At 63.5% G+C, this 23606-nt stretch carries 19 protein-coding genes and 1 pseudogene; 7 read left to right on the top strand and 13 right to left on the bottom strand.

Going from position 1 to position 23606, the window contains the following annotated elements; translation table 11 throughout:
- Positions 1-29: 29 nt before the first annotated feature.
- On the top strand, positions 30-1097 hold the full coding sequence (locus tag U5A82_RS12205; protein ID WP_326292923.1) for a PA0069 family radical SAM protein: 1068 nt from the start codon (positions 30-32) through the stop codon (positions 1095-1097).
- A 29-nt stretch (positions 1098-1126) separates the two neighbouring features.
- On the opposite strand, the gene dnaE is transcribed toward U5A82_RS12205, so the two are convergent.
- Positions 1127-4675, bottom strand: a complete 3549-nt coding sequence (gene dnaE, locus U5A82_RS12200; RefSeq protein ID WP_326291140.1) for a DNA polymerase III subunit alpha — start codon at positions 4673-4675, stop codon at positions 1127-1129.
- A gap of 138 nt (positions 4676-4813) precedes the next feature.
- Between dnaE and U5A82_RS12195 the strand changes: the two genes are divergently transcribed.
- The gene (locus tag U5A82_RS12195) at positions 4814-6631 is read left to right on the top strand and encodes a diguanylate cyclase (RefSeq protein WP_326291139.1); all 1818 of its coding nucleotides are present in this window, start codon (positions 4814-4816) and stop codon (positions 6629-6631) included.
- Here U5A82_RS12195 and U5A82_RS12190 read toward each other — a convergent pair.
- Positions 6628-7305, bottom strand: a complete 678-nt coding sequence (locus U5A82_RS12190) for an ABC transporter ATP-binding protein (RefSeq protein WP_326291138.1) — start codon at positions 7303-7305, stop codon at positions 6628-6630. The genes U5A82_RS12195 and U5A82_RS12190 overlap by 4 nt on opposite strands.
- Positions 7298-8548: a lipoprotein-releasing ABC transporter permease subunit gene (locus tag U5A82_RS12185; protein WP_326291137.1), complete on the bottom strand. Its 1251-nt coding sequence runs from the start codon at positions 8546-8548 to the stop codon at positions 7298-7300. Before U5A82_RS12185 ends, U5A82_RS12190 begins: the two co-directional genes overlap by 8 nt.
- A 579-nt stretch (positions 8549-9127) precedes the next feature.
- Between U5A82_RS12185 and U5A82_RS12180 the strand changes: the two genes are divergently transcribed.
- A complete protein-coding gene (locus U5A82_RS12180) occupies positions 9128-9601 on the top strand; it encodes an Hsp20 family protein (protein WP_326291136.1) in 474 nt (157 codons plus the stop codon).
- Between the two features lie 134 nt (positions 9602-9735).
- Here U5A82_RS12180 and U5A82_RS12175 read toward each other — a convergent pair whose 3' ends face one another.
- From U5A82_RS12175 to ccmC, 8 genes are all read right to left on the bottom strand, one after another.
- Positions 9736-11661 (bottom strand): potassium transporter Kup, encoded by a 1926-nt coding sequence (locus tag U5A82_RS12175; protein ID WP_326291135.1) that lies wholly within the window; start codon positions 11659-11661, stop codon positions 9736-9738.
- A 120-nt stretch (positions 11662-11781) separates the two neighbouring features.
- Positions 11782-12426 (bottom strand): tetratricopeptide repeat protein, encoded by a 645-nt coding sequence (locus tag U5A82_RS12170; RefSeq protein ID WP_326291134.1) that lies wholly within the window; start codon positions 12424-12426, stop codon positions 11782-11784.
- Positions 12423-12833, bottom strand: coding sequence for a cytochrome c-type biogenesis protein (locus U5A82_RS12165; protein ID WP_326291133.1), 411 nt, complete (start codon positions 12831-12833; stop codon positions 12423-12425). The genes U5A82_RS12170 and U5A82_RS12165 overlap by 4 nt, the downstream gene beginning before the upstream one ends.
- Positions 12830-13357 carry a DsbE family thiol:disulfide interchange protein gene (locus U5A82_RS12160; RefSeq protein WP_326291132.1) on the bottom strand — a complete coding sequence of 176 codons (528 nt, stop codon included), beginning with the start codon at positions 13355-13357 and terminating at the stop codon, positions 12830-12832. Before U5A82_RS12160 ends, U5A82_RS12165 begins: the two co-directional genes overlap by 4 nt.
- Positions 13358-13367: 10 nt before the next feature.
- Positions 13368-15296: a heme lyase CcmF/NrfE family subunit gene (locus tag U5A82_RS12155; RefSeq protein ID WP_326291131.1), complete on the bottom strand. Its 1929-nt coding sequence runs from the start codon at positions 15294-15296 to the stop codon at positions 13368-13370.
- A gap of 139 nt (positions 15297-15435) precedes the next feature.
- On the bottom strand, positions 15436-15882 hold the full coding sequence (ccmE, locus tag U5A82_RS12150) for a cytochrome c maturation protein CcmE (RefSeq protein WP_326291130.1): 447 nt from the start codon (positions 15880-15882) through the stop codon (positions 15436-15438).
- Between the two features lie 11 nt (positions 15883-15893).
- The gene (locus U5A82_RS12145; protein WP_326291129.1) at positions 15894-16025 is read right to left on the bottom strand and encodes a hypothetical protein; all 132 of its coding nucleotides are present in this window, start codon (positions 16023-16025) and stop codon (positions 15894-15896) included.
- A 4-nt stretch (positions 16026-16029) separates the two neighbouring features.
- Positions 16030-16755: a heme ABC transporter permease CcmC gene (gene ccmC, locus U5A82_RS12140; protein WP_326292922.1), complete on the bottom strand. Its 726-nt coding sequence runs from the start codon at positions 16753-16755 to the stop codon at positions 16030-16032.
- Positions 16756-16970: 215 nt separating this feature from the next.
- Between ccmC and purF the strand changes: the two genes are divergently transcribed.
- Together purF and U5A82_RS12130 are read left to right on the top strand one after the other, a co-directional pair.
- Positions 16971-18431, top strand: coding sequence for an amidophosphoribosyltransferase (gene purF / locus U5A82_RS12135; RefSeq protein WP_326291128.1), 1461 nt, complete (start codon positions 16971-16973; stop codon positions 18429-18431).
- 122 nt (positions 18432-18553) lie between these two features.
- A complete protein-coding gene (locus U5A82_RS12130) occupies positions 18554-19270 on the top strand; it encodes an SDR family NAD(P)-dependent oxidoreductase (protein WP_326291127.1) in 717 nt (238 codons plus the stop codon).
- A 3-nt stretch (positions 19271-19273) separates the two neighbouring features.
- Here the strand turns inward: U5A82_RS12130 and U5A82_RS12125 are convergent, their stop codons facing one another.
- Together U5A82_RS12125 and U5A82_RS12120 are read right to left on the bottom strand one after the other, a co-directional pair.
- Positions 19274-20539 (bottom strand): cyclopropane-fatty-acyl-phospholipid synthase family protein, encoded by a 1266-nt coding sequence (locus U5A82_RS12125; RefSeq protein ID WP_326291126.1) that lies wholly within the window; start codon positions 20537-20539, stop codon positions 19274-19276.
- A 36-nt stretch (positions 20540-20575) separates the two neighbouring features.
- A pseudogene (locus U5A82_RS12120) lies at positions 20576-21951 on the bottom strand (cryptochrome/photolyase family protein).
- A gap of 204 nt (positions 21952-22155) precedes the next feature.
- Here U5A82_RS12120 and U5A82_RS12115 point away from each other — a divergent pair.
- Both U5A82_RS12115 and U5A82_RS12110 read left to right on the top strand, forming a co-directional pair.
- Positions 22156-22641 carry an RNA pyrophosphohydrolase gene (locus tag U5A82_RS12115; RefSeq protein ID WP_326291125.1) on the top strand — a complete coding sequence of 162 codons (486 nt, stop codon included), beginning with the start codon at positions 22156-22158 and terminating at the stop codon, positions 22639-22641.
- Between the two features lie 53 nt (positions 22642-22694).
- Positions 22695-23603 (top strand): DUF481 domain-containing protein, encoded by a 909-nt coding sequence (locus U5A82_RS12110; protein WP_326291124.1) that lies wholly within the window; start codon positions 22695-22697, stop codon positions 23601-23603.
- Positions 23604-23606: the final 3 nt, after the last annotated feature.

Here is a 23606-nt window from a genome sequence, read left to right as displayed (position 1 = left end):
ATGATGTTCGCATTATGTTCTCATACGCCATGGCGATCGAAAAGGGCAGAGGCGCAACGCTGAATGGCGACAGTCGCCGTTTCAACCTGCCCCAGCGTGAAGCCGACGGCGATTGGCTCGACGCTATCACGGACATAGACGGCGCAGTCGCCCGCACCCGGACCCAGGTCACGGTCGAATATCCCCGCACGATCCTGACCCGCAATAACAGCCCCGATGTCGGCTTCGATCGGTCCATCAATGCCTATCGGGGTTGCGAACATGGTTGCATCTACTGTTTCGCCCGGCCCAGCCATGCCTATCATGACTTGTCGCCGGGGCTGGATTTCGAAACCAAACTCTTTGCCAAGCCGGACGCCGCCAAACTGCTGCGCGCCGAATTGTCCAGGCGCGGATACGTCGTCGCGCCGATCGCCATGGGCACCAATACCGATCCCTATCAGCCGATCGAGAAGGACTGGCGCATCACCCGCGACGTGCTGGAACTGCTGGTCGAAACCCGTCACCCGACCTTCATCACCACCAAGTCCGATCGGATATTGCGCGACATCGATCTGCTGTCCGACCTTGCGCGCGACGGCCTCGTGGCGGTGATGCTGTCCGTCACCAGCCTGGACCCGGCGGTCGCCCGAACGCTCGAACCGCGCGCGCCGCATCCGCTGCGGCGGGTAGAGGCGATCCGCCGATTGTCGGAGGCGGGCATACCGGTCACGGCCAATATATCGCCCATCATTCCCGGCATCACCGATCATGAGATCGAAGCGATCGTCGCGCGTGTCGCGGCGGCGGGCGCGCGCGACGTCGGCTTCATCCCCGTGCGCCTGCCCCATGAAGTCGCGCCGCTCTTTCGCGCCTGGCTCGACACCTATTATCCCGACCGTGCAAGCAAGGTGATGGCGATCATCAACGACCTGCGCGGGGGCAAGGACAATGATCCCAATTTCGGGACGCGCATGCGGGGACAGGGCGTATGGGCCGACCTCATCCGCACCCGCTTCGCCAAGGCGCGCAAACGGGCGGGTCTGGGGGCGGACAGGCTTATCCTGCGCACCGACCTCTTCCGCCCACCCGAAGGCGCGCAGATGCGGTTGTTTTAAGAGCAGACCGGGGATGCGAGACTATAGCGTCATCCCACCAGTCGTGGTTTCCACGCCGGCTTGGGATTGCGCGCGCGAAACCCGTCCTCCCGCGCTTCCATCGATCGTTCGCTGAATATCGATACGCCCTTGAGGGTCGCCAGCGCCTCCTTCTGATCCGCGTCGATGCTGAACCCGTCGCCGATGAAGATGCGCGCCGCTTCGCTGCCGCTGATCGGCGCGCGAATATAGATTTCGCTGCGTCCGCCCCGTGCCTTCGCCAGCGACGCCTCCAGTGGTTTGATGGCATCGGGTGTCAGCACGTCGAGGACCAGTTCCAGCCGCGACGCGCTGGCGATGTTTCTGAACGCATCGACCCCGCGTACCGTCACCCGGGGCGTCTCCTCACCCGGCAACCGATCCAGTTCCACGATCAGCAGCGCGCAGTCGCCATCGGCCGCCAGTTCCTCGATCGCCTTGCATGCGGCTTCGTCGAAACAGCTTGCCTGAAACTGGCCGCTCTGGTCGGAGAAGGTCGCGTTGGCATAGCGCGCGCCGCGCTTCGTTTCGCGCCAGCGGACATCTTCCACCATGGCGGCCATGATGGTCATGACCCGACCTTCGGCATTGGGCGTACCCATCGGCGCCTGGCAGATGACGCCATAGCTGCGTGCCCCGCGCGCATCGGCCAAATGCTTGTAGCGATCGACCGGATGCGCGGAGAAGTAGAAGCCGAACGCCTCCTTCTCCTGCGCCATGCGATCGGCCACGCTCCAGGCCTGATGCGGCGGGATGCGCACGTCCGCATGGGGCGTTTCGACATCGCCGAACAGCCCGCCCTGCCCGCTCTCGCGCGCCTGCGCATTGCTGGACGCGACCGACAATATGGTTTCCGCCGCCGCATGCACGCCCGCGCGATCGGCATGGATGCCGTCGAACGCACCCGCCGCAGCCAGACTTTCCAACTGCCGTCGGTTGAGCAGGCGCGGCTCGATCCGGTCGGCAAAGTCGTCCAGGCTCTTGAACGGCCCGGTCGCCTCCCGCTCGGCGACAAGCTGCTCCATCGCCTTCTCGCCCACGCCCTTCAGCCCCCCCAGCGCATAGCGCACGGCAAAGCCCAGCCGCTTATCCTCGCCCTCACACGGCACCGGCTCGACCGTGAAGTCCGCCTCGCTGCGATTGAGGTCGGGCGCCAGGCAGGTCAGCCCCATGCGCCGCATGTCATCCACGAACACCGTCAGCTTTTCGGTCAGATGGATATCGAACGCCATCGACCCGGCGTAGAATTCGGCCGGATAATGCGCCTTCAACCACGCCGTCTGATAAGCGAGCAACGCATAGGCCGCCGCGTGACTCTTGTTGAAGCCATAGCCCGCGAACTTGTCGATCAAATCGAACAGTTCGTTCGCCTTGGCCGGTTTGATGTCGCTGGCGGCGCACCCTTCGACGAAGCGCGATCGTTGCGCGTCCATCTCCGCCTTCACCTTCTTGCCCATGGCGCGGCGCAGAAGGTCCGCGTCGCCCAGGCTGTAGCCCGCCAGGATCTGCGCGGCCTGCATCACCTGTTCCTGATAGACGAAGATGCCGTATGTCTCTTCCAGGATCGGTTTCAGCAGGATATGGGGATATTCAATATCCTCTTGCCCGTTCTTGCGCCGCCCGAACATCGGGATATTGTCCATCGGGCCGGGGCGGTAGAGCGACACCAGTGCGATGATATCGCCGAAATTGGTCGGGCGCACCGCGGCCAGCGTTTTGCGCATGCCTTCCGATTCCAGCTGGAACACGCCGACCGTGTCGCCGCGCTGGAGCAGGTCGTAAACCGCCTGATCGTCCCAGGCGAGCGTGTCGAGATCGACCGTCACCCCGCGCGCCGCGATCAACTGCACCGCCTTCTGCAACACCGACAGCGTCTTGAGGCCAAGGAAGTCGAACTTCACCAGCCCCGCGCCCTCGACATATTTCATGTCGAACTGCGTCACCGGCATGTCCGATCGCGGATCGCGATAGAGCGGCACCAGTTGCTGCAATGGCCGGTCGCCGATCACCACGCCCGCCGCATGGGTGGAACTGTGGCGCGGAAAACCCTCCAGTTTCATCGCATAGTCGATCAGGCGGCGGACCTGATTGTCATTGTCATATTCGGCGCGAAATTCGGCGACGCCGTTCAGCGAGCGTTCCAGCGTCCAGGGATCGGTCGGATGGTTGGGCACCAGCTTGGCGAGCCGGTCGACCTGCCCATAGCTCATCTGGAGCACGCGGCCGGTGTCCTTCAACACCGCGCGCGCCTTGAGCTTACCGAAGGTGATGATCTGCGCCACATGATCCGCGCCATATTTCTGCTGGACGTAACGGATCACCTCGCCGCGCCGCGTTTCGCAGAAATCGATGTCGAAGTCTGGCATCGACACGCGTTCCGGGTTCAGGAAGCGCTCGAACAGCAGGCCCAGTTGCAACGGGTCCAGATCGGTAATGGTCAGCGCCCACGCAACGAGTGACCCCGCGCCCGAACCACGGCCCGGCCCCACCGGAATGTCATGATCCTTCGCCCATTTGATGAAGTCGGCGACGATCAGGAAATAGCCGGGAAAGCCCATCTGGATGATGATGTCCGTCTCGAACTTCAACCGGTCGAAATAGGGCTGACGGGCTTCCGTTCCGAGTATCCCGGCTTTCTCCAGCCGCGCCTCCAGCCCGGCCGTCGCCTGATCGCGCAGCATGCGCGCCTCGCCCTCGATATCGCCGGCCAGGCTGGGCAGGATCGGCTTGCGCTTAGGTGCGGCCACGGCGCAGCGCTGGGCGACGACCAGCGTGTTGGCGAGCGCTTCGGGCAGATCCTCGAACAATCGCTTCATTTCGCCGACCGGCTTCATCCAGGCATCGGGCGAGCTTGTGCGGCGATCGGGCGTTTCGACATAGGCGCTGTCGGCGATACACAGCATCACGTCATGCGCTTCATGGAAATGCGGTTCGGCAAAGCAGGTGGGATTGGTCGCCACCAACGGCAGGTCGCGCGTATACGCCAGGTCCAGCAAAAACGGCTCCGCCTTGCCCTCGATCGGATCGAGCCGCCGACAAATTTCGATATAAAGCCGCCCGGAAAACAGCGCCTCCAACCTTTGGGCATAGGCCAGCGCCGCGTTTGGCTGATCCTCTGCGAACAGTCGCGCCAGCGCGCCTTCGGCCCCCGCTGTGAGCGCGATGACGCCGTCCGTGCGCCCCTCCAGCGCCTCGACCGTTACGTGCGGCACTTCCTCGACCGGCCGGTCGAGATGCGCCATCGACACCAGCGCGCAGATATTGTCGTAGCCGGTTGCATCCTGCGCGTAGAGCGCGATCCAGTCATGCACCGGCGGCGCATTGGCTGGTCGTCCCGGGCGCAGCACGCCCAGCATCGCGCCGATGATCGGCTGCACCCCCTCATCCTTGCACCCGTCGGAAAAGGCCATCGACCCGTACAGCCCGTTGCGGTCCGTAATCGCGGCGGCGGGGAAGCCCAGCGCCTTGGCCTGTTTGGCGATCTTCTTGGGGTCGATCGCCCCCTCGAGCATGGTGAAGGAGGAAAAGACGCGCAGGGGTACGAAGGGAGCATGAGGCATGCAGGCAATCTAGGGAGTCTGCACGATTCGGCCCAGCCCCCCCCACACGAATTCCGTGGATAAACCGGACTGTCCGATCCACAGCAGCCTAAATCCTTAACAGATTGCCAACCTGTCGCGCCTATCATCGGGCGCATCATGCGTTTATCCACGATCACCAATTGGGCCTATGGGGCCACTGTCGCCCTCACCCTTGCTTCCGGCGCCACCATGTTGATGGCGTCCAGCGCGGAGGAGCGCGAACGCGCCGCCGTGGCGCAGCGCGCAACCTTCGATCAGCTCACCGCGACGCTGGAAGAGGATGTGTATCGCCTGACCGAACAGGCGCGCGGGTTCGTCATCAGCGGCGACCCCAGCCATCTGATCGCCTATCGACGCGAGAAGGAAGCGCTGCGCTCGGTAGAGCATCGGATTGCACATCTGAAGGACGCCGGTGCCAACGAAGGCGAGTTGGGCGCGTTGCGGCAGGCGCTCCATTGGGCCGACAGCCTGACCGACGAGCAGGACGCCGCCATGCGCGCGACGGAGGCGGGCGACGAAAAGACCGGCCGCACGATCCTGTTCGGCGACGAATATGGGCGCGAAATGGACCGGGTGGCGGCGCAGGTCGGCAAGTTCCAATATATGCTGGACCAGCGGACCGACCAGGCGGTGATGCGCGCGACCGACACGGCCCGCCAGTGGCGCACCATGTCGGAAGTCATGCTCGGCATTACCGCCCTGCTGTTCCTGTGCGTCCTCTATTTCGTGTTGAAGCAGCGCATTCTGCGCCCCGTCGTGCGCCTCAGCGACGTGGTCACACGCCTCGCCGCGCAGGATTATGACGCGATCCCACCCAATTCGGCCCATGTCGACGAAATCGGCGACATGGCGCAGGCGATCCGCATCTTTCGGGAAAACGGGCTGGAACGACAAAGGCTGGAGCAGGAGCGCGATGCCGATCGCACCATGCGCGACCTGCTGTCACGCCTGACCCAACGTCTTCAGGGCTGCGACAGCGTCACCGACCTGGTCGACGTCGTCCGCCGTTTCGCGCCGGAGATCGCGCCCGATTTCCCCGGCCGCCTCTATATCCACGACAATCGCCGTAATGCGATGACCCAGGCCTGCGACTGGCTGTCCCCCACCTATTCGCGCACCGAATTCGCCCCCTTCGCCTGTTGGGCCTTGCGGCGCGGCCAGACCCATCGCCCGATCGGCGAAATGGTCGATATTCCCTGCGAGCATCTCGACACCAAAGCCGCCACTGGCACCGTCAGCACGATATGCATCCCGCTGGCGGCGCAGGGCGAAAGCATCGGCATGCTCTATTATGAGGAGCCGACCCAGGGGAGCGCCAGCCAGTTGGAGCGCACCGGCAAATATCTGGATATGCTCGCGGAAAATATCGGCCTGGCGCTCGCCAATCTGCGCCTGCGCGACGTGCTGCGCGACATGGCGATGGCGGACGCGCTCACCGGCCTGCCCAATCGCCGCCAGTTCGACATCATGCTCCAGGCGTTGGTAGGCGATGCCGAACGCAATGCGTCGCCCCTCACCTGCCTGATGGTCGACATCGATCATTTCAAGCGCTTCAATGACAGTTTTGGCCATGATGCGGGCGATGCCGTCCTGCGTGCGGTCGGCATGGTGCTGGCCGACGCCCTGCGCGAAAACGGCCATGCCTTCCGCCTGGGCGGCGAGGAATTCGTCGTTCTCATGCCAGGCTTCAGCCTGGATCAGGCGCTCGGCCGCGCGATACAGATACAGCGCCGCATCCAAAATTTGCGGATAGACCATCATGGCAGGGAATTGGGCGCCATCACCGCCAGCTTCGGCCTTGCCACATTCCCCGATCACGGGCGGGTCGACCGGCTGCTCCAGACCGCCGATGCCGCGCTGCTGCGCGCCAAGGCGGAAGGCCGCGACCGCGTGCTGGTGGCGACCGTTAGGGACGCCGCCGCCGCAGCGGCCTAGGCGCCTTCCAGCACGCCTTCGTGCAGGCGCACGACCCGGTCCATCTTCTGCGCCAACCGCTCATTATGGGTCGCGACCAGCGCGGCCGATCCTTCGTCCCGCACCAGGCGCAGAAACTCCGCCAGCACGACATCGGCGGTGCGCTCGTCCAGATTGCCCGTCGGTTCGTCCGCCAGCACCAGTGCGGGCCGGTTGGCCAGCGCGCGCGCCACGGCGACACGCTGCTGCTCGCCCCCGGACAATTGGCTCGGACGGTGGTCCAACCGATGGCCCAGCCCCAGCGAGGTCAGCAGCAGTTGCGCCCGTGCTTTGGCCGCCGCCATGTCCACATCGCGGATCACCTGGGGCAGGACGACATTCTCGGTCGCGTTGAAATCGGGCAGCAGATGGTGGAACTGATAGACGAAGCCCAGCGCATCGCGGCGCAGCCGGGTGCGTCCATCATTGTCCAGCTTCGCCGCTTCCTCGCCCGCGATGCGGATCGATCCGTCGAACCCGCCTTCCAGCAGGCCGACCGCCTGCAACAGGGTCGACTTGCCTGAGCCCGATGGCCCCAGCAGCGCCACGATCTCGCCCGGCCCGACGGTCAGGTCGATGCCGCGCAGCACGTCTATGGTCACGCCGCCCTGCGTGAAACTGCGCGCAAGGCCGGTAACGTGGAGGATGTCATTCATAGCGCAGCACCTGCACAGGATCGGTATTGGCGGCCTTGAAGGCCGGATAAAGCGTGGCGAGAAAGCTGAACACCAGCGCCATGATGCAGATGACCGTGATCTCCATAGGATCGGGCTTTGAAGGCAATTCGGTCAGGAACCGGATGGAGGGATCCCACAAATTCTGCCCCGTTACGAACTGGATCGCGTTGACCAGGCTTTGCCGGAAGAAGAGGAAAGTGAACCCCAGCACCATGCCCGCGACCATGCCCAGCGTGCCGATGGTGACGCCCACCGTCATGAAAATCTTGACCAAACCGGCCCGACTGGCCCCCATCGTCCGCAATATCGCAATGTCGCGCGTCTTGGCGCGCACCAGCATGATGAGCGAGGACAGGATATTGAACACCGCCACCAGCACGATGATGGACAGGACGACGAACATCGCAACCCGCTCCACCGCCAGCGCCTCGAACAGCGACGCGTTCATCTGCCGCCAATCGGTAATAGCCGCGCGGCCGGCAACCTTGCCGGCCAACGGTTCCAATATCTGGCCCACCTTGTCGGGATCCACCGTCTCGACCTCGATCATGCTGACGACATCGCCCAGCAGCAGCAACGTCTGCGCGTCCTCGATCGGCATGACGACCATCGCTTTGTCATAGTCATAGACGCCGACCTCGAAGATCGCAGCGACCTTGTAGCCTACCTCCCGGGGGACGGTCCCGAAGGGGGTGGATCGTCCGGCGGGATTGTAGATGGTGATCGTATCGCCGAGTTGGACGCCCATATTTTCCGCCAGTCGCGAACCGATTCCCACCTTGCCGCTGTTGGGCGTCAGATTGTCGAGGCTACCGGCCAGCACCTTGCCCTTGAGCGTCTTGTTATTGCGAATGTCGGCGACGGTCATGCCGCGCACTAGCGCGGGCTCGAACCGGCCTTGGAAGATCGCCCCCAATGGCTGCTCGATCATCGGCGTGGCGCTGGTGACGCCGGGCGTCGCCTTCGCCTCTTTCAACACCGACTGCCAGTCGGGCAACCGCCCGCCATAGCCCTGCACCACGGCATGACCGTTCAGGCCGACGATCTTGTCGAACAATTCGGCCCGAAAGCCATTCATGACGCTCATGACGATGATGAGCGCGGCGACGCCCAGCATGACCGCGGCCAGGCTGATGCCGGCGACCAGGAAGATGAAGCCTTCGCCCTTGCCCGGCAGCAAATAGCGTTTGGCGATCATGCGTTCGTAACGGGATAAAATCATGTGGCGCGGACGGCCCTTTGAAATGGATATGCGGCGGGTCTAGAACATTCCGAAGTCGGCTGAAACAGTCCACGGCGCCGAGCGCATGGAAAACAGATGGATAGATAAGCCTGCCTAACGGCAAGCATTGCCGAATTGTTGCATTGTCGCCACAGGCACGGATGGAAAATAACACGGCCCCGATTTTGCCCGTGAACTCGGGGCCGCAGCGGTCATAGCAAGACAATCGAAGCACAGGTAAAAGGCCGTGGTTCAGGGATACTGCATCCCGCTTCGAGCTTAGGGGGCTGAGAAGCGGTTGAGGCAGGCCAAGGGGGAGACGAGCAATCGTCCATTAAGCACCCGGATCGTGAAAGCACGATCCGGGTGTTTTTTTATTGCGGCCCTTTTACAGGCTCGTGACGGCTTAGGCGATGGGACAAAGCGTCCACCCTCCCCCTTTTTTCGTCCACGCCCGAACCTCTTGAAAGCGCAAATCAGCCGACCATATCAAGGGCGTCCGGCCGCCGCATGGGGCCGGGCATTGTATCACCGGATGCCTGATGGGTCCGGCTTGTTCATTTTGCTCTATAGGAGATTATGACAATGCGTAGCTTCGACCTTACCCCCTATCGCCGTTCCACCGTCGGTTTCGATCGTCTGTTCGACCTGATCGAAAATAACGCGCGGCTGGCGCAGGGGGACAATTACCCGCCGTTCAACATCGAACGCCTGTCGGAAGATCGTTACCGCGTGACTCTGGCCATCGCCGGGTTCCGGCCCGACGAAATCGACATCACCGCCCAGCAGAACCTGCTCCAGGTGATCGGTCGCAAGGACGATGCCTCGTCGGCTGACCGCTCGAAATTCCTGCACGTCGGTATCGCGAACCGCAGTTTTGAACGCCGGTTCGAACTGGCCGATTTCGTGCGCGTGGAAAAGGCGGATCTGGCAGACGGCCTGCTGACGATCGAACTCGTGCGCGAAGTGCCCGAGGCGATGAAGCCCAAGAAGATCGCCGTTAATGGCGGTCAACTGGTCGACATCACCGCCAAGGATCGCGACGCCGCCTGATCAGGTCTCAATGACAAAAACGAAGGGCGCGACCGCAAGGCCGCGCCCTTTTTGCTGTCCTATTTGGAAACGATCGCTCAGCATCGTTACGGTCTATACGGTGTGAACTTCCATATATGAAAAGGTACGATCGCTCAGATTTCGACCTGGCTGCCCAATTCCACGACGCGATTAGTGGGCAGTCGGAAAAACTCCATCGCGCTTTCCGCGTTGCGCAGCATCCAGGCGAAGATCTTCTCGCGCCACAACGGCATGCCCGGCTTGGCCGACGGCAGCAGGGTCTGCCGCGCCAGGAAGAAGCTGGTGTCCATCATCTTGAACGCCTGTCCGCAGCCGGTGACATTCTTGAGCGCGGCGGGCACGTCCGGTTCCTGCATGAAGCCATATTGCAGCACCATGCGGAAGAAACCGCGGCCCAGATCCTCCAGCTTGCACCGGCCGTCATCCTCGACCACGGGCACATCCCTGATCTTGACGGTCAGCAGGATCACCCGCTCGTGCAGCACTTTGTTATGCTTGAGGTTGTGAAGCAGCGCATGGGGCACCCCGTCCGGCGTGGAGGTCATGAAGACAGCCGTGCCGGGCACGCGCACCGCGCTGTTGGCGGCGGACGCCACAAAGACCGGGATCGGCATCGCCGCTTCGCGCAACCTGTCCTGCACCAGCCGGCGACCGCGCGACCATGTGGTGAGCAGGGTGAAGATGATGAAGCCGATCAGCAGCGGGAACCAGCCACCATCGGGCACCTTGGTCAGGTTCGCCGCCAGATAGGCGCCATCGACCAGATAGAAAATGCCCAGGACCGGCGCAGCATAATACCATTTCCAGTGCCACAGGCGGTACATGACGACGGTCAGCAGCACATTGTCGATGAACATCGCGCCCGTCACCGCGATACCATAGGCGGCCGTCAGGTTGGACGAGGTCTTGAAGGTGAGGACCAGCAGGATCACCATCACCATCAAACCCCAGTTGATGAGGGGGATGTAGATCTGCCCGGCGGTCGACGCGCTGGTATGCTCGATCCGCAGACGCGGCATGAAGCCGAGCTGGATCGCCTGCTGCGTGACCGAAAAGGCGCCGGAAATCACTGCCTGCGACGCGATGATCGCCGCCAGCGTCGCCAGGATGATGAGCGGCAACTGACCCCATTGCGGCGCGAGGTTGTAGAAGGGACTGTGGAGTGCGGCTGCCCCTTCGCGGAACAGCAAAGCGCCCTGCCCCATATAGTTGAGCATCAGCGCAGGCAGCACGAAAGCGAGCCAGGACACGCGGATCGGGTTGCGGCCGAAATGGCCCATGTCCGCATACAGCGCTTCGGCCCCGGTGACGGCCAAAACCACCGACCCCAGCGCCAGGAAGGCGGGCAGCGGATCGGTCACGAAGAACATCACCGCCCAATAGGGATTGAAGGCGAACAGGATGCCCGGCGTCTTGATGATGGACAGCACGCCCAGAGACGCGATCGTGATGAAATAGGTCAGCATGATCGGACCGAAAAAGGCCGCGACACGGTTGGTGCCAAGGCCTTGTATCCAGAACAGGCCAAGCAAAATGACGACCGCCACAGGCAGAATGACGGGCGCAAGGTCGGGATTATAGACCGTCAGACCCTCTACCGCCGACAGCACCGACACGGCAGGCGTGATCATCGAGTCGCCGTAGAACAGCGCGGTCGCGAACACGCCTAGCAGCACGATTCCCCGCGACCAGCGCTGTGTCTTGGTCTGCCCGTTGATCAGCGCCAGCAGCGCCAGGCTGCCGCCCTCGCCCTTGTTGTCGGCGCGCATGATGATGCTGACATATTTCATCGTCACGACCAGCATCATCGACCAGAACATCAGGCTGATGACGCCCAATATATGGTCGGGGTCCAGATCGAGATGATGATGCCCGGCGAAGGTCTCGCGGAAGGCGTAAAGCGGGCTGGTGCCGATGTCGCCGAACACGATGCCGATGGCACCGACGACCAGCTTCAACGTCGCTTTTTGCCGCGCATGACCATGACCGCCCTCTTCCTCATCGGAAGCCGGAGCGGTGTTGGGAAGGAGGTCAGCCATGAAGGATCATGCTCGTATCGACACCCAATCGGCGGCGACTGCGGAATAGTCCGCGTCCCCCGTAAAACGCCGCGCCCTATCACGGCTCTGGTAAGCGCGCAATGCGGACGCTGCACTGCATCATGGTGCCTTCTGCGCACCTGCATTCAGCATCGCGTCGATACGCGCGATATTGGCGTCCAGTTCCGCTTTGATCTGGCTGCCGCTCGGCGCGCTGGCGGCGAGCGGCGCCCACAGGTCGCGCGCGGCCTGCAACTGCCCGTTGCGGGCCAGCGCGAGGCCGTAGAAATAGCGGGGCGCCGGACCTTCCATGTCCAGCGTCAGCGCGCGGCGATAGGCGAAGTCGGCGCCCGGCGACAGCACGCCGTCACCATGGGCGACCAGCGCATTGCCCAGTCCCAGCCACAAATTCGCGTCATCGGGCGTGGCGCGTATGCCCGACAACAGGATGTTGGCGGCTTCCTTCGTCTTGCCCTGGCGACCCAAGCCGTCGGACATCATCAGCCATTGCCCCGCAGACCCATAACGCTCAGCCAAGCCCCGCCGCTGTTCGGCGAGTTTTTCGTCGAATTTGTCGCCTGCCGTCTCCTTGCTGGCACGGGGTGTGCCGGCCAGTCCCGGATTGCCCTGCCAGGCATAGCCGGCCAAACCCAGCAGCAGCGCGGCGGCTGTCATCTCGCGGGTGGCGCGGGGAATGCGGCCGATGAGGAGCATCGCCGCAAAGGCCGTGATCGCCAAGCCAAAGGCTATGAACCAACCTGTCATGCCCTCGTCCCCCGCTTGATCCGACCACGCAGCAGCAGAAGACCCAGGCCGAGCAGTAGCACCGGCGCTGCCCAAAGCGGCCAGAGGATCGGCGCGGCGGTGGGTTCGTAGCTCACCCAGTCGCCATAGCGGGCGATCAGCCAGCTGCGGATCACCTCGGGTTGTTCACCGGCCATGATCCGCTCCCGAATTTGCGAGCGCATGTCGCCTGCCATGCTGGCGTTGCTGTCCGCGATGGACTGGCTCTGGCAGGTCAGGCAGCGGATGGTTTCCATCAGCGCCTTGGCCTTACGCTCCAGCGCCGGGTCGTCGATCTGCCGGTCGGCATAGGGTGCGGGCGGCAACGCCGTCTGGGCGGCGAGCGGCGACGCGAACAAAGCCAGCAGGAGGGCGAGCATCAGCCTCATTGCGCTTCCTTCAACCGGTCCAGGATCATCGGTACATCGTCGGCGCGGATATCGCCGATATGCTGATAGGCGATGCGCCCCTTGCCATCGATCACGAATGTTTCAGGCACGCCCGACGATCCGAGCGCCATCTGCACCGCGCTGCGGGCATCCAGGCCGATGCGCGCATAGGGATTGCCGTTGCGCTTGAGGAAAGCGTCGACATCCGATCGCGCGTCGCGGATGGCGATGGCGTCGATCTCGACCCCCGCCTGCTTGAGCGCCATCAGTTGCGGCGCTTCGGCGGCGCAGGGGACGCACCAGCTGGCGAAGACATTGAGCAGGCGCGGCTTGCCGGTGGCGAGTTGCGCGCTCGCGAGCGCCGGTCGATCGCTGGCGGCGGCAGGCAGGGTGAAGGCGGGCAAGGGCTGGCCGACCAGGCGCGAACGGATGATGCGATCGTCGGGCTTGAACAAGCCGCTGGCGAACAGGCCGATGAAGGCGAGGAACAGCACCAACGGCAGCCAGATGAGGAGTTTCTTCATGCCCCAATCCTCATGCCAGAGCCTCCCGCGCCCGCCATTTCAGAAGCCAGCCGCGCCGTTCCCGGCCGATGAGTGCTAGCGCGCCGCCCAGCGCGATCATGATGCCGCCCAGCCAGATGAGCGTGACGAAAGGCTTCCACCAGATCCGCAGCTGCCAGCGGCCGCCTTCGACTTCCTCGCCCAGCACGACATAGAGCTGGCCGTCCCAGCGGGTCAGCAGGGCTGCCTCGCTGGTGGAAGTGGGCGGCGAGGCGAAGAAGCGCGACTGCGGCCGGATCAGCACCGACGATCCGCCGCGGCTGGCGTCCATATCGGCTTGCAAGGCCGTCCAATTGTCCCCGGCGATCGGGGTGATCTGGCGGAAGCGGATCGACCAGCCTGCGGTTTTGATCGTGTCGCCGGGGCGGGCCGCCACCAATTTCTCGACCGTGAAGGCGGAATCGCAGGCCATGCCGGCCAGGCTGACCGCGCAGCCCAGATGCGCGACGACCATGCCATAGGTGAACAAGGGCGTGCGGAGCAGCTTGCGCTTCCACAGCGGGGCCAGGCTGGCCGCACCGACCGCGACAGCGACGACAAGGCCCAGGAAAGGCAGGATGCCTATGCGACCCCAGGCGAAAAGAGACAGCGAAATGGACACCAGTAGCGCGATGCACAGGGGGATCAGCAAACGCCTGCCGACCAGCTTCGCCTGATCCTTACGCCACCGTAACGATGGGCCAGCCGCCATGGCGACCATCAGCGCGAGCGCGATCGGTCCGGCGATCCGGTCGAAATAGGGTGCGCCCACGGAAACTTTGTGACCGAAGGCTTCGGTCATCAACGGATAGAGCGTGCCGATGAGGACGAGACCTAGGATAACGGTCAGCAGCAGGTTGTTGACCACCAGCACGGTTTCGCGGCTGACCAGTTCGAACGGCGCGCCTTCGCGCACCGATCCGATCCGCCAGCCGAACAGCGCCAGCGCGCCGCCGATATACAGAGCGAGCAGACCAAGGATGAAACTGCCCCGCGTCGGATCGACGGCGAAGGCATGGACGCTGGTCAGGATGCCCGATCGCACCAGGAAGGTGCCGACCATCGACATGGAGAAGGCGACGACCGCCAGCATGACCGTCCATGCGCGCAAGGCGTCGCGGGTCGCCAGCACGGTGACGCTGTGGAGCAACGCCGTCGCCGCCAGCCAGGGCATCAGCGACGCGTTCTCGACCGGGTCCCAGAACCACCAGCCGCCCCAGCCCAGCTCATAATAGGCCCAATAGCTGCCCGCCGTGATCCCCAGCGTCAGCAGCACCCAAGCGCCCAGCACCCAGGGGCGCATCGCGCGGGCAAAGGCCGCGTCGACCTGCCGCGTCAGCAATGCGCCGATGGCGAAGGAGAAGGCGACCGACAGGCCGACATAGCCCAGATAGAGGGTCGGCGGATGGAAGGCGAGGCCCGGGTCCTGCAACAGCGGGTTCAGCCCCTGCCCGTCCGCAGGCGCCGGATCGATCCGGGCGAAGGGGTTGGAGGAGAAGAGCAGGAAGGCGTAGAAGCCCAGCGAAATCGCCGCCTGCCCGCCGAGCGTCGCCATATGGGCGTTGCGCTGCAAGGCGCGCTCGAACAGCGCGACGGCAGCGCCAGCCACGCCCATGACCGTGACCCAGAGCAGCATCGAGCCTTCATGATTGCCCCAAGTGCCGGCGAATTTGTAAAGCCAGGGCTTCATCGAATGGCTGTTGGTGACGACCAGCAGCACCGACATGTCCGATCGCATGAACAGGGTGATAAGCGCGGCGAAGGCGATCGCGGTCAGCACGCCCTGCGCCACGGCGGCGGGGCGGACGGCGTCGAGCAGGTCAGGCTTGCCGCCCTTGAGTCCCGCAAATGCCAGAACGAGTTGCAGCAGCGCCAACGCGGCGGCGAGCCAGAGCGCGGCGAGGCCGGTTTCGGCGATCATGCGCGCTCATCCTTGCAGATTTTCACGTCATGCTGAACGTGTTTCAGCATCCATTTCCCCGCCGATAGCAAGGATCTGATCGGATGGATGGACCCTGAAACAAGTTCAGGGTGACGATATAGGAGAAGCCGGGCGGCCATCACTTGTCCGCCTTCATCTCGTGCGTCGTCTCATTATAGTTCATGCCTTCCAGTTCGCGCGGCATGTAACGTTCGTCATGCTTGGCGAGCAGGTTGCTGGCAACGAACAGGCCCTTGGAGTCGAACGCGCCTTCGGCCACGACGCCGCTGCCTTCCTTGAACAGGTCCGGCGCGATGCCGCTGAAGGTGGCGGGCACGGTCGCTTTTCCATCGGTGACGTCGAAACGGATGGTGACGCCGTCGGCCGCGCGTTGCAGGCTGCCCTTGACCACCATGCCGCCCAGACGGATCGCCTTGCCCGGCTCTACACCCTTGGTCTTCACGTCGTTGGGGGCGTAAAAATAGGCCGCTTCGTCCTTAAGCGCCGATGCCGCGAGCAGGCCTGCACCGATCAGCGCAACCAGAGCGGCGAGCGCCAGGATCAGCCTCTGATGCTTGGCTTTCATGCGCCGAACCTTCATCCGCGATCCGACAGTTGATCGGCGCGCCGTTCCGCGCTGCGCATCGCGCGCCAGCTCGCCAGGCTGACGATCGCGGTGCCGACCAGCGTCACGGCATAGGCCGCCGCCACGAAAGCCCATTGGTTCATCGCCCTACCCTCGCGCCAGGCGCTGCATGCGCGCCTCGACCTTATTGTCTGCCAGCATCGCGCGCATCCGCATCAGCACGATCGCGCCGAATAGCAGGGTGAAGCCCAGCAACGTAAAAGCCAGCGGCCAGAGCAGCGTGCCGTCGATGCTCGATCCACGCAGCGTGATCGATGGCCCCTGATGCAGGCTGTTCCACCATATGACCGAGCGATTGATGATCGGAATGTTGATCGCGCCGACCAAGCCGAAAATCGCGGTGACGTTGCTCACGCCGCCCTGTTGCCCCTGCCGCGCGCTGGCATTGCCGAGCGCGATATAGCCGAGATAGAGAAAGAGGAGCACCAGCATCGACGTCATCCGCCCGTCCCATTCCCACCAGGTGCCCCAGGTCGGGCGGCCCCAGATCGATCCGGTCATCAGGCAGATGGCGGTGAACAGCGCGCCCGGTCCAGCGATCGCGCGCCCTGCCAATGCTGCAAGCGGATGACGCCAGACCAGTTGCATCAGCGCCGCGATCGCAATGCCCGACCAACCGCCCATGCCCAGCCAGGCGGCGGGAACGTGGATATAGAGTATGCGGACCGTCTGCCCCTGAAGATAGTCGGCAGGCGTCACGAACAGGCCGAAGACGCATCCGGCGAGCAGCATCAGCAGGCCCGGCCAGAACAGCCATCCCGTCAGCGGACGCGCGATCTTCAGGAAGCGGGCGGGATTGGCGAAACGATGCATCAGGGCTGCGTCTTTAGCCGGGCGCGCAGAGCAATGCCAGTGGGGCATTTGGCCGATGGCGAAGCTGCCGAAACGCAGCGTTGCCACGGACTGCGACGCTTTTTTGTTACAGGAGGGCGACAAACGGGAAGGGAGCGACTATATGCGCGCACAACAGATGCCCGCTGGGTCGCACCGAGGGGGCATCACGAACGGCTATGGAACCGCTCACACCCATGTTTACGACCAATCCCTTCGACGACGACAAGTTGCGCGAGGAATGTGGCATTTTCGGCGTTTCCAGAGCGGAAACGGCGTCTGCCATCGTCGCGCTAGGCCTTCATGCGCTGCAACATCGCGGACAGGAAGCCGCTGGCATCACAAGCTGGGATGGGCATGATTTCCATACCCACCGGGCGATGGGCCATGTGGCGGGCAATTTCGACCGGGACGAGGTGATTCGCGGCCTGCCCGGCGATACCGCCTGCGGCCATGTCCGCTATTCCACCACCGGCGAAACGTCGCTGCGCAACGTGCAGCCGCTCTATGCTGAGCTGAATTCCGGCGGTTTCGCGATTGCCCATAACGGCAATATTTCCAACGCGATGAAGCTGCGTCGCGAACTGATTCGCCGCGGTTCCATCTTCCAGTCGACGTCCGACACCGAAGTCATCATCCATCTGGTGGCGACGTCGAGCTATCGTACGCTGCTCGACAAGTTCATCGACGCGCTCAAGCAGGTCGAGGGCGCCTATTCGCTGATCGTCATGACGCCCGAGGGCATGATCGCGTGCCGCGATCCGCTGGGCATAAGACCGCTGGTCATGGGCATGCTGGGCGATTCGACCATCTTCGCGTCGGAAACCGTGGCGCTGGACGTGGTCGGGGCCGACTATGTACGCACCATAGAACCGGGCGAACTGGTGATCGTCACCAACGACGGGGAGACGCGGTCGCTGCGTCCGTTTGGCGATACCCACCCGCGCCCCTGCATCTTCGAACATGTCTATTTCAGTCGCCCCAATTCGATCGTCGACGGCTCCAGCGTCTATTCGGTTCGCAAGGCGATCGGCGCGCAGCTCGCGATCGAAAATCCGGTCGAGGCGGACTATGTCATTCCGGTGCCCGACAGCGGCGTGCCGGCAGCGATCGGCTATGCCCAGCAGTCGGGCATTCCGTTCGAACTGGGGATCATCCGGTCGCACTATATCGGCCGCACCTTCATCCAGCCGGGGGACAAGGTCCGCCATCTGGGCGTGAAGCTGAAGCACAACGCCAACCGCGCGCTGATCCAAGGCAAGAAGATCGTGCTGATCGACGATTCGATCGTGCGCGGCACCACGTCGCTGAAGATCGTGCAGATGATGCGCGAAGCCGGCGCGGCGGAGGTCCATATGCGGATCGCATCGCCGCCGACCAAGCATAGCTGCTTCTACGGCGTCGACACGCCGGAGCGGACCAAGCTGCTGGCGCACAAGCTGGATGTTGGCGGGATGCAGGATTTCATCCACGCAGACAGCCTGTCCTTCATCTCGATCGACGGCCTCTACAAGGCGCTGGGCGAAGCGAAGCGCGCGGACATCCGCCCGCAATATTGCGACGCCTGCTTCACCGGCGACTATCCCACCACCCTGACGGATCAGGATGATGTGGTAGTGACCAACCAGTTGGAACTGCTGGCCGAACGCGTCGTCTGACGATTTCCCCTCGACCCGTTGGTCCTGCGTAGCCACTGAGCGAAGTCGAAGTGGCGTGTCGAAGGATGCTTCGATACGGGACTTCGGCAAGCTCAGCCCCTACTCAGCACGAACGGATATATATGTCGTCTTCCGACCTTCCCCTCTCCGGCAAATTGGCGCTCGTCACCGGCGCGAGCCGTGGTATCGGCGCTGCGACGGCCGAAGCGCTGGCGGCTGCGGGCGCGCATGTCGTGCTGACGGCGCGGACCAGCGGCGGGCTGGAAGAGGTCGAGGACCGCATCCATAAGGCCGGGGCCAGCGCGACGATCGCGCCGCTCGATCTGACCGATGGGGACAGCATCGGTCGTCTGGCGCAGGCGATCGGCGGGCGCTGGCAGGCGCTGGACATTCTCGTGCTCAATGCCGCGACGCTGGGCGCTTTGGCCGCTGTGCCCGCGATCGACGCCAAGGAATTTGCCCGGCTTCTGACGCTCAACATCGCCGCGCCACAGGCGATGATCGCAGCCTTTGATAGCATGCTGCGCGCCAGTGGCGATGCGCGGGTCGTGGCGCTGACATCGTCTGTCGCCACGCCGCGCGCCTATTGGGGCGCCTATGGTGCGTCGAAGGCGGCGCTGGAAACGCTGGTCGGCGCTTATGGTGAGGAGATGAAGAACATCTCCGCCATCCGCACCCATATCGTCGATCCGGGCGCAACCCGCACGGCGATGCGCGCGCGAGCCTTCCCCGGCGAAGATCCGGCGAGCCTCAAGGGGCCTGACGTGGTGGGCCAGGCGATACTGGACCTCGTGCTGTCCGACGCGCCTACGGGACACAAGTTGCGCGTCGACGGGTGAGCGTCAGGCGGGCTTGACTAGCGTCACCTGCGCCACGTCGATGCCGCCGCCGCGAAATCCGCCTTCACAATACATCAGATAATAACGCCATAAGGCCACGAAATGCTGGTCGAAACTGGTCGGCAAAAGGCCTTCGTCGATCGCTTGGTCGAAGCGTTCCCGCCAGCGGCGCAAGGTTTCGGCATAGTCCAGTCCGAAGCGATGGACGTCGCGCCATTCCAGCCCCTGCTGCTGCGCCAGCGCGGCAAAGCGGCTTTCCGACATCAGCATGCCGCCAGGGAAAATATAGGTCTGGATGAAGTCGGCACTGCGGGCGTAGCGTTCGAAGATGGCGTCATCGATCAAGATATACTGGATCGCCGCCTTGCCCCCGGGCTTCAGCAGGCGATGGATCGCGGCCAGATAGGCGGGCCAATAGCGCTGCCCCACGGCTTCGACCATTTCGACGCTGGCGATGGCGTCATATTGGCCCTGCGCATCGCGATAGTCGGTCAGCAGTATCTGCGCGCCGCTGCCCAATCTGTCGCGGACATAGTCGGCCTGCTCGGTCGACAAGGTCAGCCCGCTATAGAAGATGGCGCAACGCTCCATCGCCTGTTCGGCCAGACCGCCCCAGCCGCAGCCGATTTCTAGCAGCGACGCGTCGTCATGCAGATCGAGCCGATCGAGAATCGCATCGACCTTACGCTGCTGTGCAATCTCCAAATCTTCGCTTCGATCATCAGGGTCAGCGAACAAAGCACTGGAATAATGCATGTTCCTGTCCAGCCACAGGCTGTAGAAATCATTGCCCAGATCATAATGATAGGCGATGTTGTGGCGCGATCCGGTGCGGTTGTTCCGGCGCGCCCAATGCATCGCCTTGCCCAGCCAACGGCCCGGACCGCGCGGTCGCGCCACTTGTCCCAAGGCCACGGCATTGCGCATGAACAGGGCGAAGAGCGGGACCGGATCGGGGCTATCCCATTCGCCCGCCGCCCAGGCGCGATACCAACCCGCCGATCCGCCCAGAGCGAGCCGTATCAGGGCGCGCCAGGCTCGCAGGTCCACCACGCAATGCGGCCCCGGCGTGCGACCGCCCAGCAATCTGCGCGTACCGTCCGGTAGGGACGCATCCAACGCCCCCTGATCCAACCCAAGGTCGATCCGATCCAGCAGTCGGTGGAATAGCGGCGCGAACACCCGGGACATCAGGCCGGGATTATGGGATCGGGGCGGACGCCGCACGGACAAGGCGCGCCTGCCGCGCCGCGGATCGATTGCATTCATGGCGTCGATCCTGCCGCAAGCCAGCGGCGGCTGCAATCACCGCTTCATGCGGCGATAGGCATCCAGTGCGCGTTCGCGACCTTCCCTATGGGCGATGACCTTGGCGGGATAATCGGCAGGTCGCGCATCATGGGCATCGGGATCGTGGATCACCGTGTCGGACAATGCGGCCAGTTCCGGCACCCATTGGCGGATATAGTCGGCCGCATCGAACTTGTCCGACTGGGTCAGCGGCGCCATGATCCGGGTGAAGAGATTGGCGTCGACGCCACTGCCCGCAACCCACTGCCAGTTGACGCTGTTGTTGGCATAATCGGCGTCGACCAGCGTATCCCAGAACCAGCGCTCGCCATGCCGCCAGTCGATTAGGAGATGCTTGATGAGGAAGCTAGCGGCAATCATGCGAACGCGGTTATGCATCCAGCCCGTGGTCCAAAGCTGTCGCATGCCCGCGTCGACGATCGGATAACCGGTCTTCCCGGTCTTCCAGGCCGTGAAGTCCGCGCCCGCCTCACGCATATCACGCCAGGGCAGTGCGTCGAATTCCGCTCGCGCATTGTCCGACCCGTAACGAGGGAAGGTGTAGATCTGGACATGGGCATAATCGCGCCAGATCAATTCCTTGAGGAAGACAGTTGCGTCATGGCCTGAAGCATTGACCCGATGCCAGACATAGGCTGGCGAGACCTCGCCGAAATGAAGATGGGGCGACAGGCGCGACGTCCCTTCGATCGATGGGAGGTTGCGCGCGGTCGGATAGTCGCCAGCCTCGTCGATAAAGGCGGCGACACTATCGCGTGCCCCCTTCTCGCCCGGCGTCCAGTCGGCGGCAAAGCCGGTCGCCCAATCCGGCTTTGTGGGAAGGAGGCCCCAGTCTTCCAGCGAATCGCTCTGCGGCCATTGTGCAGGCGCCTCGATCTTGTGGGTAGCAGGTGCGGGCGAGGGCGGCGGCATATGCTCCATGACCGCGCGGGCGAAGGGCGTGTAGATGCGGTACATGCCCCCGGCTCCGGTACGTACCGCACCCGGGGGAGCAGCAATCCGCCTTCATGCAGGCACAGGTCCAATTCCTTGGCGACGGCCTTTTCCGCGTTGCGCCACCAGGGTTCATAATGATGCAGCGCGTGAACCCGCGACGCGCCGACCTCTTTCGCCAACCCGGCCAGGACATCGGCGCATTGGCCCCGGCGCAGGATCAGGCGCGATCCCTTGGCGCGCAGGCTCTCATCCAGCCGCGCCAGGCTATGGTGAAGCCACCATCGCGCCGCGCCGCCCATGGCCCATTGGCGCGGACCTTCATCGTCCAAGATATAGACCGGGATGACCGGCCCTTCGCCGACGGCGGCGGCCAGAGCGGCTTGATCGGACAGGCGGAGATCCTGGCGAAGCCAGAGCAGGACGGGATCGGACATGTCAAAGCCAATGCGCCGGGCTTTGCCTGGTTCCAAGCGGCCCTTGGGGCATATTGCGTTGATCGCCTGACGAACGTCTCGTCGCAAATCGCGGCGTCGGCGATTCGTTCGATGGACGGGACGCGTCCCTGCTCCTATTCTGTTTTTCTATCATGACGCGCTTTGCAGGGCGAAGACGTCAGGGCGATATCTTTTGGGGACGACATGGCATCGATGCCGAACGAACAGCTATTGGCTTACCGGCCCTGCGTGGGAATCATGCTCGTCAACATGGACGGCAAGGTGTTCGTCGGTCAGCGACTCGATAATGTCGTAGAGGCATGGCAAATGCCCCAGGGCGGCATCGACGAGGGCGAAGAGGCGAAAGCTGCGGCGCTCCGCGAGCTGGAGGAGGAAACCGGCATTCGTCCCGAACTGGTCGAGATCATCGCCAAGGCGAAGGACGAGCATTTCTACGATCTGCCACCCGAACTGGTCGGCAAATTGTGGGGCGGGAAATATCGCGGTCAGCGCCAATATTGGTTCCTGGCCCGTTTCGTCGGCAAGGATAGCGATATCGATATCCAGACCAAGCACCCCGAGTTCCGGGAATGGCGATGGACCGCGCCCGATACGCTGCCCGAGTTGATCGTGCCGTTCAAACGCAAGCTGTATCGCGATATATTGCAGGAGTTTCGGGCGCTTATCTGACGGATCGGCGCTTTGGGGCTTAAATTTCGCTGTCGCTTGGTTATGACAGGGGCATGCGTGCCTGTCTGATCCCTCTTTCGCTGCTGACTGCGGCTGTTCCCACCATGGGCCGGGCCGACGAACCCGCCCTGCTGCCGATCGCCGTACGCGAGATGATGGAAGCGGCCATCGCAAACGGCAACGAAACCGATATCGCTACGATTTCCAAGATCGCGAAGCAGACCAATCCTGGGTCCGCCGATGAAATCCAGCGCATGGTCAACAGTTGGAAGGAGCGGACCAAGGCGACCCACGACACGGTGATCCGCGAAGCGCGGTTCAACGAGTTGTGGACCGGGCGGGTCGAGGCGGGCGGGTTTCGGTCTACGGGGTCCACCAGCGAACTGGGCATAACCCTGGCCGCCACAGCGACCCGCGCGGGGCTGCAATGGTCGCACAAGCTGACCGGCGCGGTCGACTATCGCCGCGCCAACGGCGTGACGTCGCGGGAGCGTTACTTCGCAGGCTATGAGCCGCGCTACGAGTTCGACCCGCGCGGTTTCGTCTACGGCCTCGCCCAGTTCGAGCGCGATACGTCGATCGGCTATGACGAGCGCTATACGACGTCGGTCGGCGTCGGTTACAAGCTGATCGTCAGCAAGCCGGTGGACCTGTCAGCCGATATCGGCCCATCGATCCGCCATGCCAAATATATGATCGGCGAGCGCGAGACGAAACTGGGCGTGCGTGGCTCCATGGCGCTGGCCTGGCGCGCGACGCCGACCGTGACGTTCAAGCAGACCGCATCGGGCTATGCGGAGAGCGACGTCTATACGCTCAACGCGCTGTCGTCGGTGGAAACGAAGGTCAGCACCCGCCTGTCGGCCGCCTTCTCCTATAATATCCAGTATGAATCGGAGACTTTGCTGTCGAGCCGCGACCTCGACACGCTGAGCCGCCTGACACTGACCTATGATTTCTGACGC

This window comes from Sphingobium sp. CR2-8, from assembly GCF_035818615.1.
In the GTDB taxonomy this organism is placed as follows: domain Bacteria; phylum Pseudomonadota; class Alphaproteobacteria; order Sphingomonadales; family Sphingomonadaceae; genus Sphingobium.
The sequence above is the reverse complement of the archived record's forward strand: the minus strand, read 5'-3'. Positions and strand labels throughout refer to the sequence as shown.

Bases quoted from the DNA above. Each gene is read 5' to 3' on its own strand.
- U5A82_RS12165 (WP_326291133.1), bottom strand. From the start codon at position 12,833: ATGAGGCTGATGCTCGCCCTCCTGCTGGCTTTGTTCGCGTCGCCGCTC.
- U5A82_RS12195 (WP_326291139.1), top strand. From the start codon at position 4,814: ATGCGTTTATCCACGATCACCAATTGGGCCTATGGGGCCACTGTCGCC.
- ccmE (WP_326291130.1), bottom strand. From the start codon at position 15,882: ATGAAAGCCAAGCATCAGAGGCTGATCCTGGCGCTCGCCGCTCTGGTT.
- U5A82_RS12145 (WP_326291129.1), bottom strand. From the start codon at position 16,025: ATGAACCAATGGGCTTTCGTGGCGGCGGCCTATGCCGTGACGCTGGTC.
- U5A82_RS12170 (WP_326291134.1), bottom strand. From the start codon at position 12,426: ATGACAGGTTGGTTCATAGCCTTTGGCTTGGCGATCACGGCCTTTGCG.
- U5A82_RS12205 (WP_326292923.1), top strand. From the start codon at position 30: ATGGCGATCGAAAAGGGCAGAGGCGCAACGCTGAATGGCGACAGTCGC.
- U5A82_RS12175 (WP_326291135.1), bottom strand. From the start codon at position 11,661: ATGGCTGACCTCCTTCCCAACACCGCTCCGGCTTCCGATGAGGAAGAG.
- U5A82_RS12115 (WP_326291125.1), top strand. From the start codon at position 22,156: ATGGCATCGATGCCGAACGAACAGCTATTGGCTTACCGGCCCTGCGTG.
- U5A82_RS12125 (WP_326291126.1), bottom strand. From the start codon at position 20,539: ATGAATGCAATCGATCCGCGGCGCGGCAGGCGCGCCTTGTCCGTGCGG.
- purF (WP_326291128.1), top strand. From the start codon at position 16,971: ATGTTTACGACCAATCCCTTCGACGACGACAAGTTGCGCGAGGAATGT.
- dnaE (WP_326291140.1), bottom strand. From the start codon at position 4,675: ATGCCTCATGCTCCCTTCGTACCCCTGCGCGTCTTTTCCTCCTTCACC.
- U5A82_RS12130 (WP_326291127.1), top strand. From the start codon at position 18,554: ATGTCGTCTTCCGACCTTCCCCTCTCCGGCAAATTGGCGCTCGTCACC.
- U5A82_RS12180 (WP_326291136.1), top strand. From the start codon at position 9,128: ATGACAATGCGTAGCTTCGACCTTACCCCCTATCGCCGTTCCACCGTC.
- U5A82_RS12160 (WP_326291132.1), bottom strand. From the start codon at position 13,357: ATGAAGAAACTCCTCATCTGGCTGCCGTTGGTGCTGTTCCTCGCCTTC.
- U5A82_RS12110 (WP_326291124.1), top strand. From the start codon at position 22,695: ATGCGTGCCTGTCTGATCCCTCTTTCGCTGCTGACTGCGGCTGTTCCC.
- U5A82_RS12155 (WP_326291131.1), bottom strand. From the start codon at position 15,296: ATGATCGCCGAAACCGGCCTCGCCGCGCTCTGGCTCGCCGCCGCGTTG.
- U5A82_RS12190 (WP_326291138.1), bottom strand. From the start codon at position 7,305: ATGAATGACATCCTCCACGTTACCGGCCTTGCGCGCAGTTTCACGCAG.
- ccmC (WP_326292922.1), bottom strand. From the start codon at position 16,755: ATGCATCGTTTCGCCAATCCCGCCCGCTTCCTGAAGATCGCGCGTCCG.
- U5A82_RS12185 (WP_326291137.1), bottom strand. From the start codon at position 8,548: ATGATTTTATCCCGTTACGAACGCATGATCGCCAAACGCTATTTGCTG.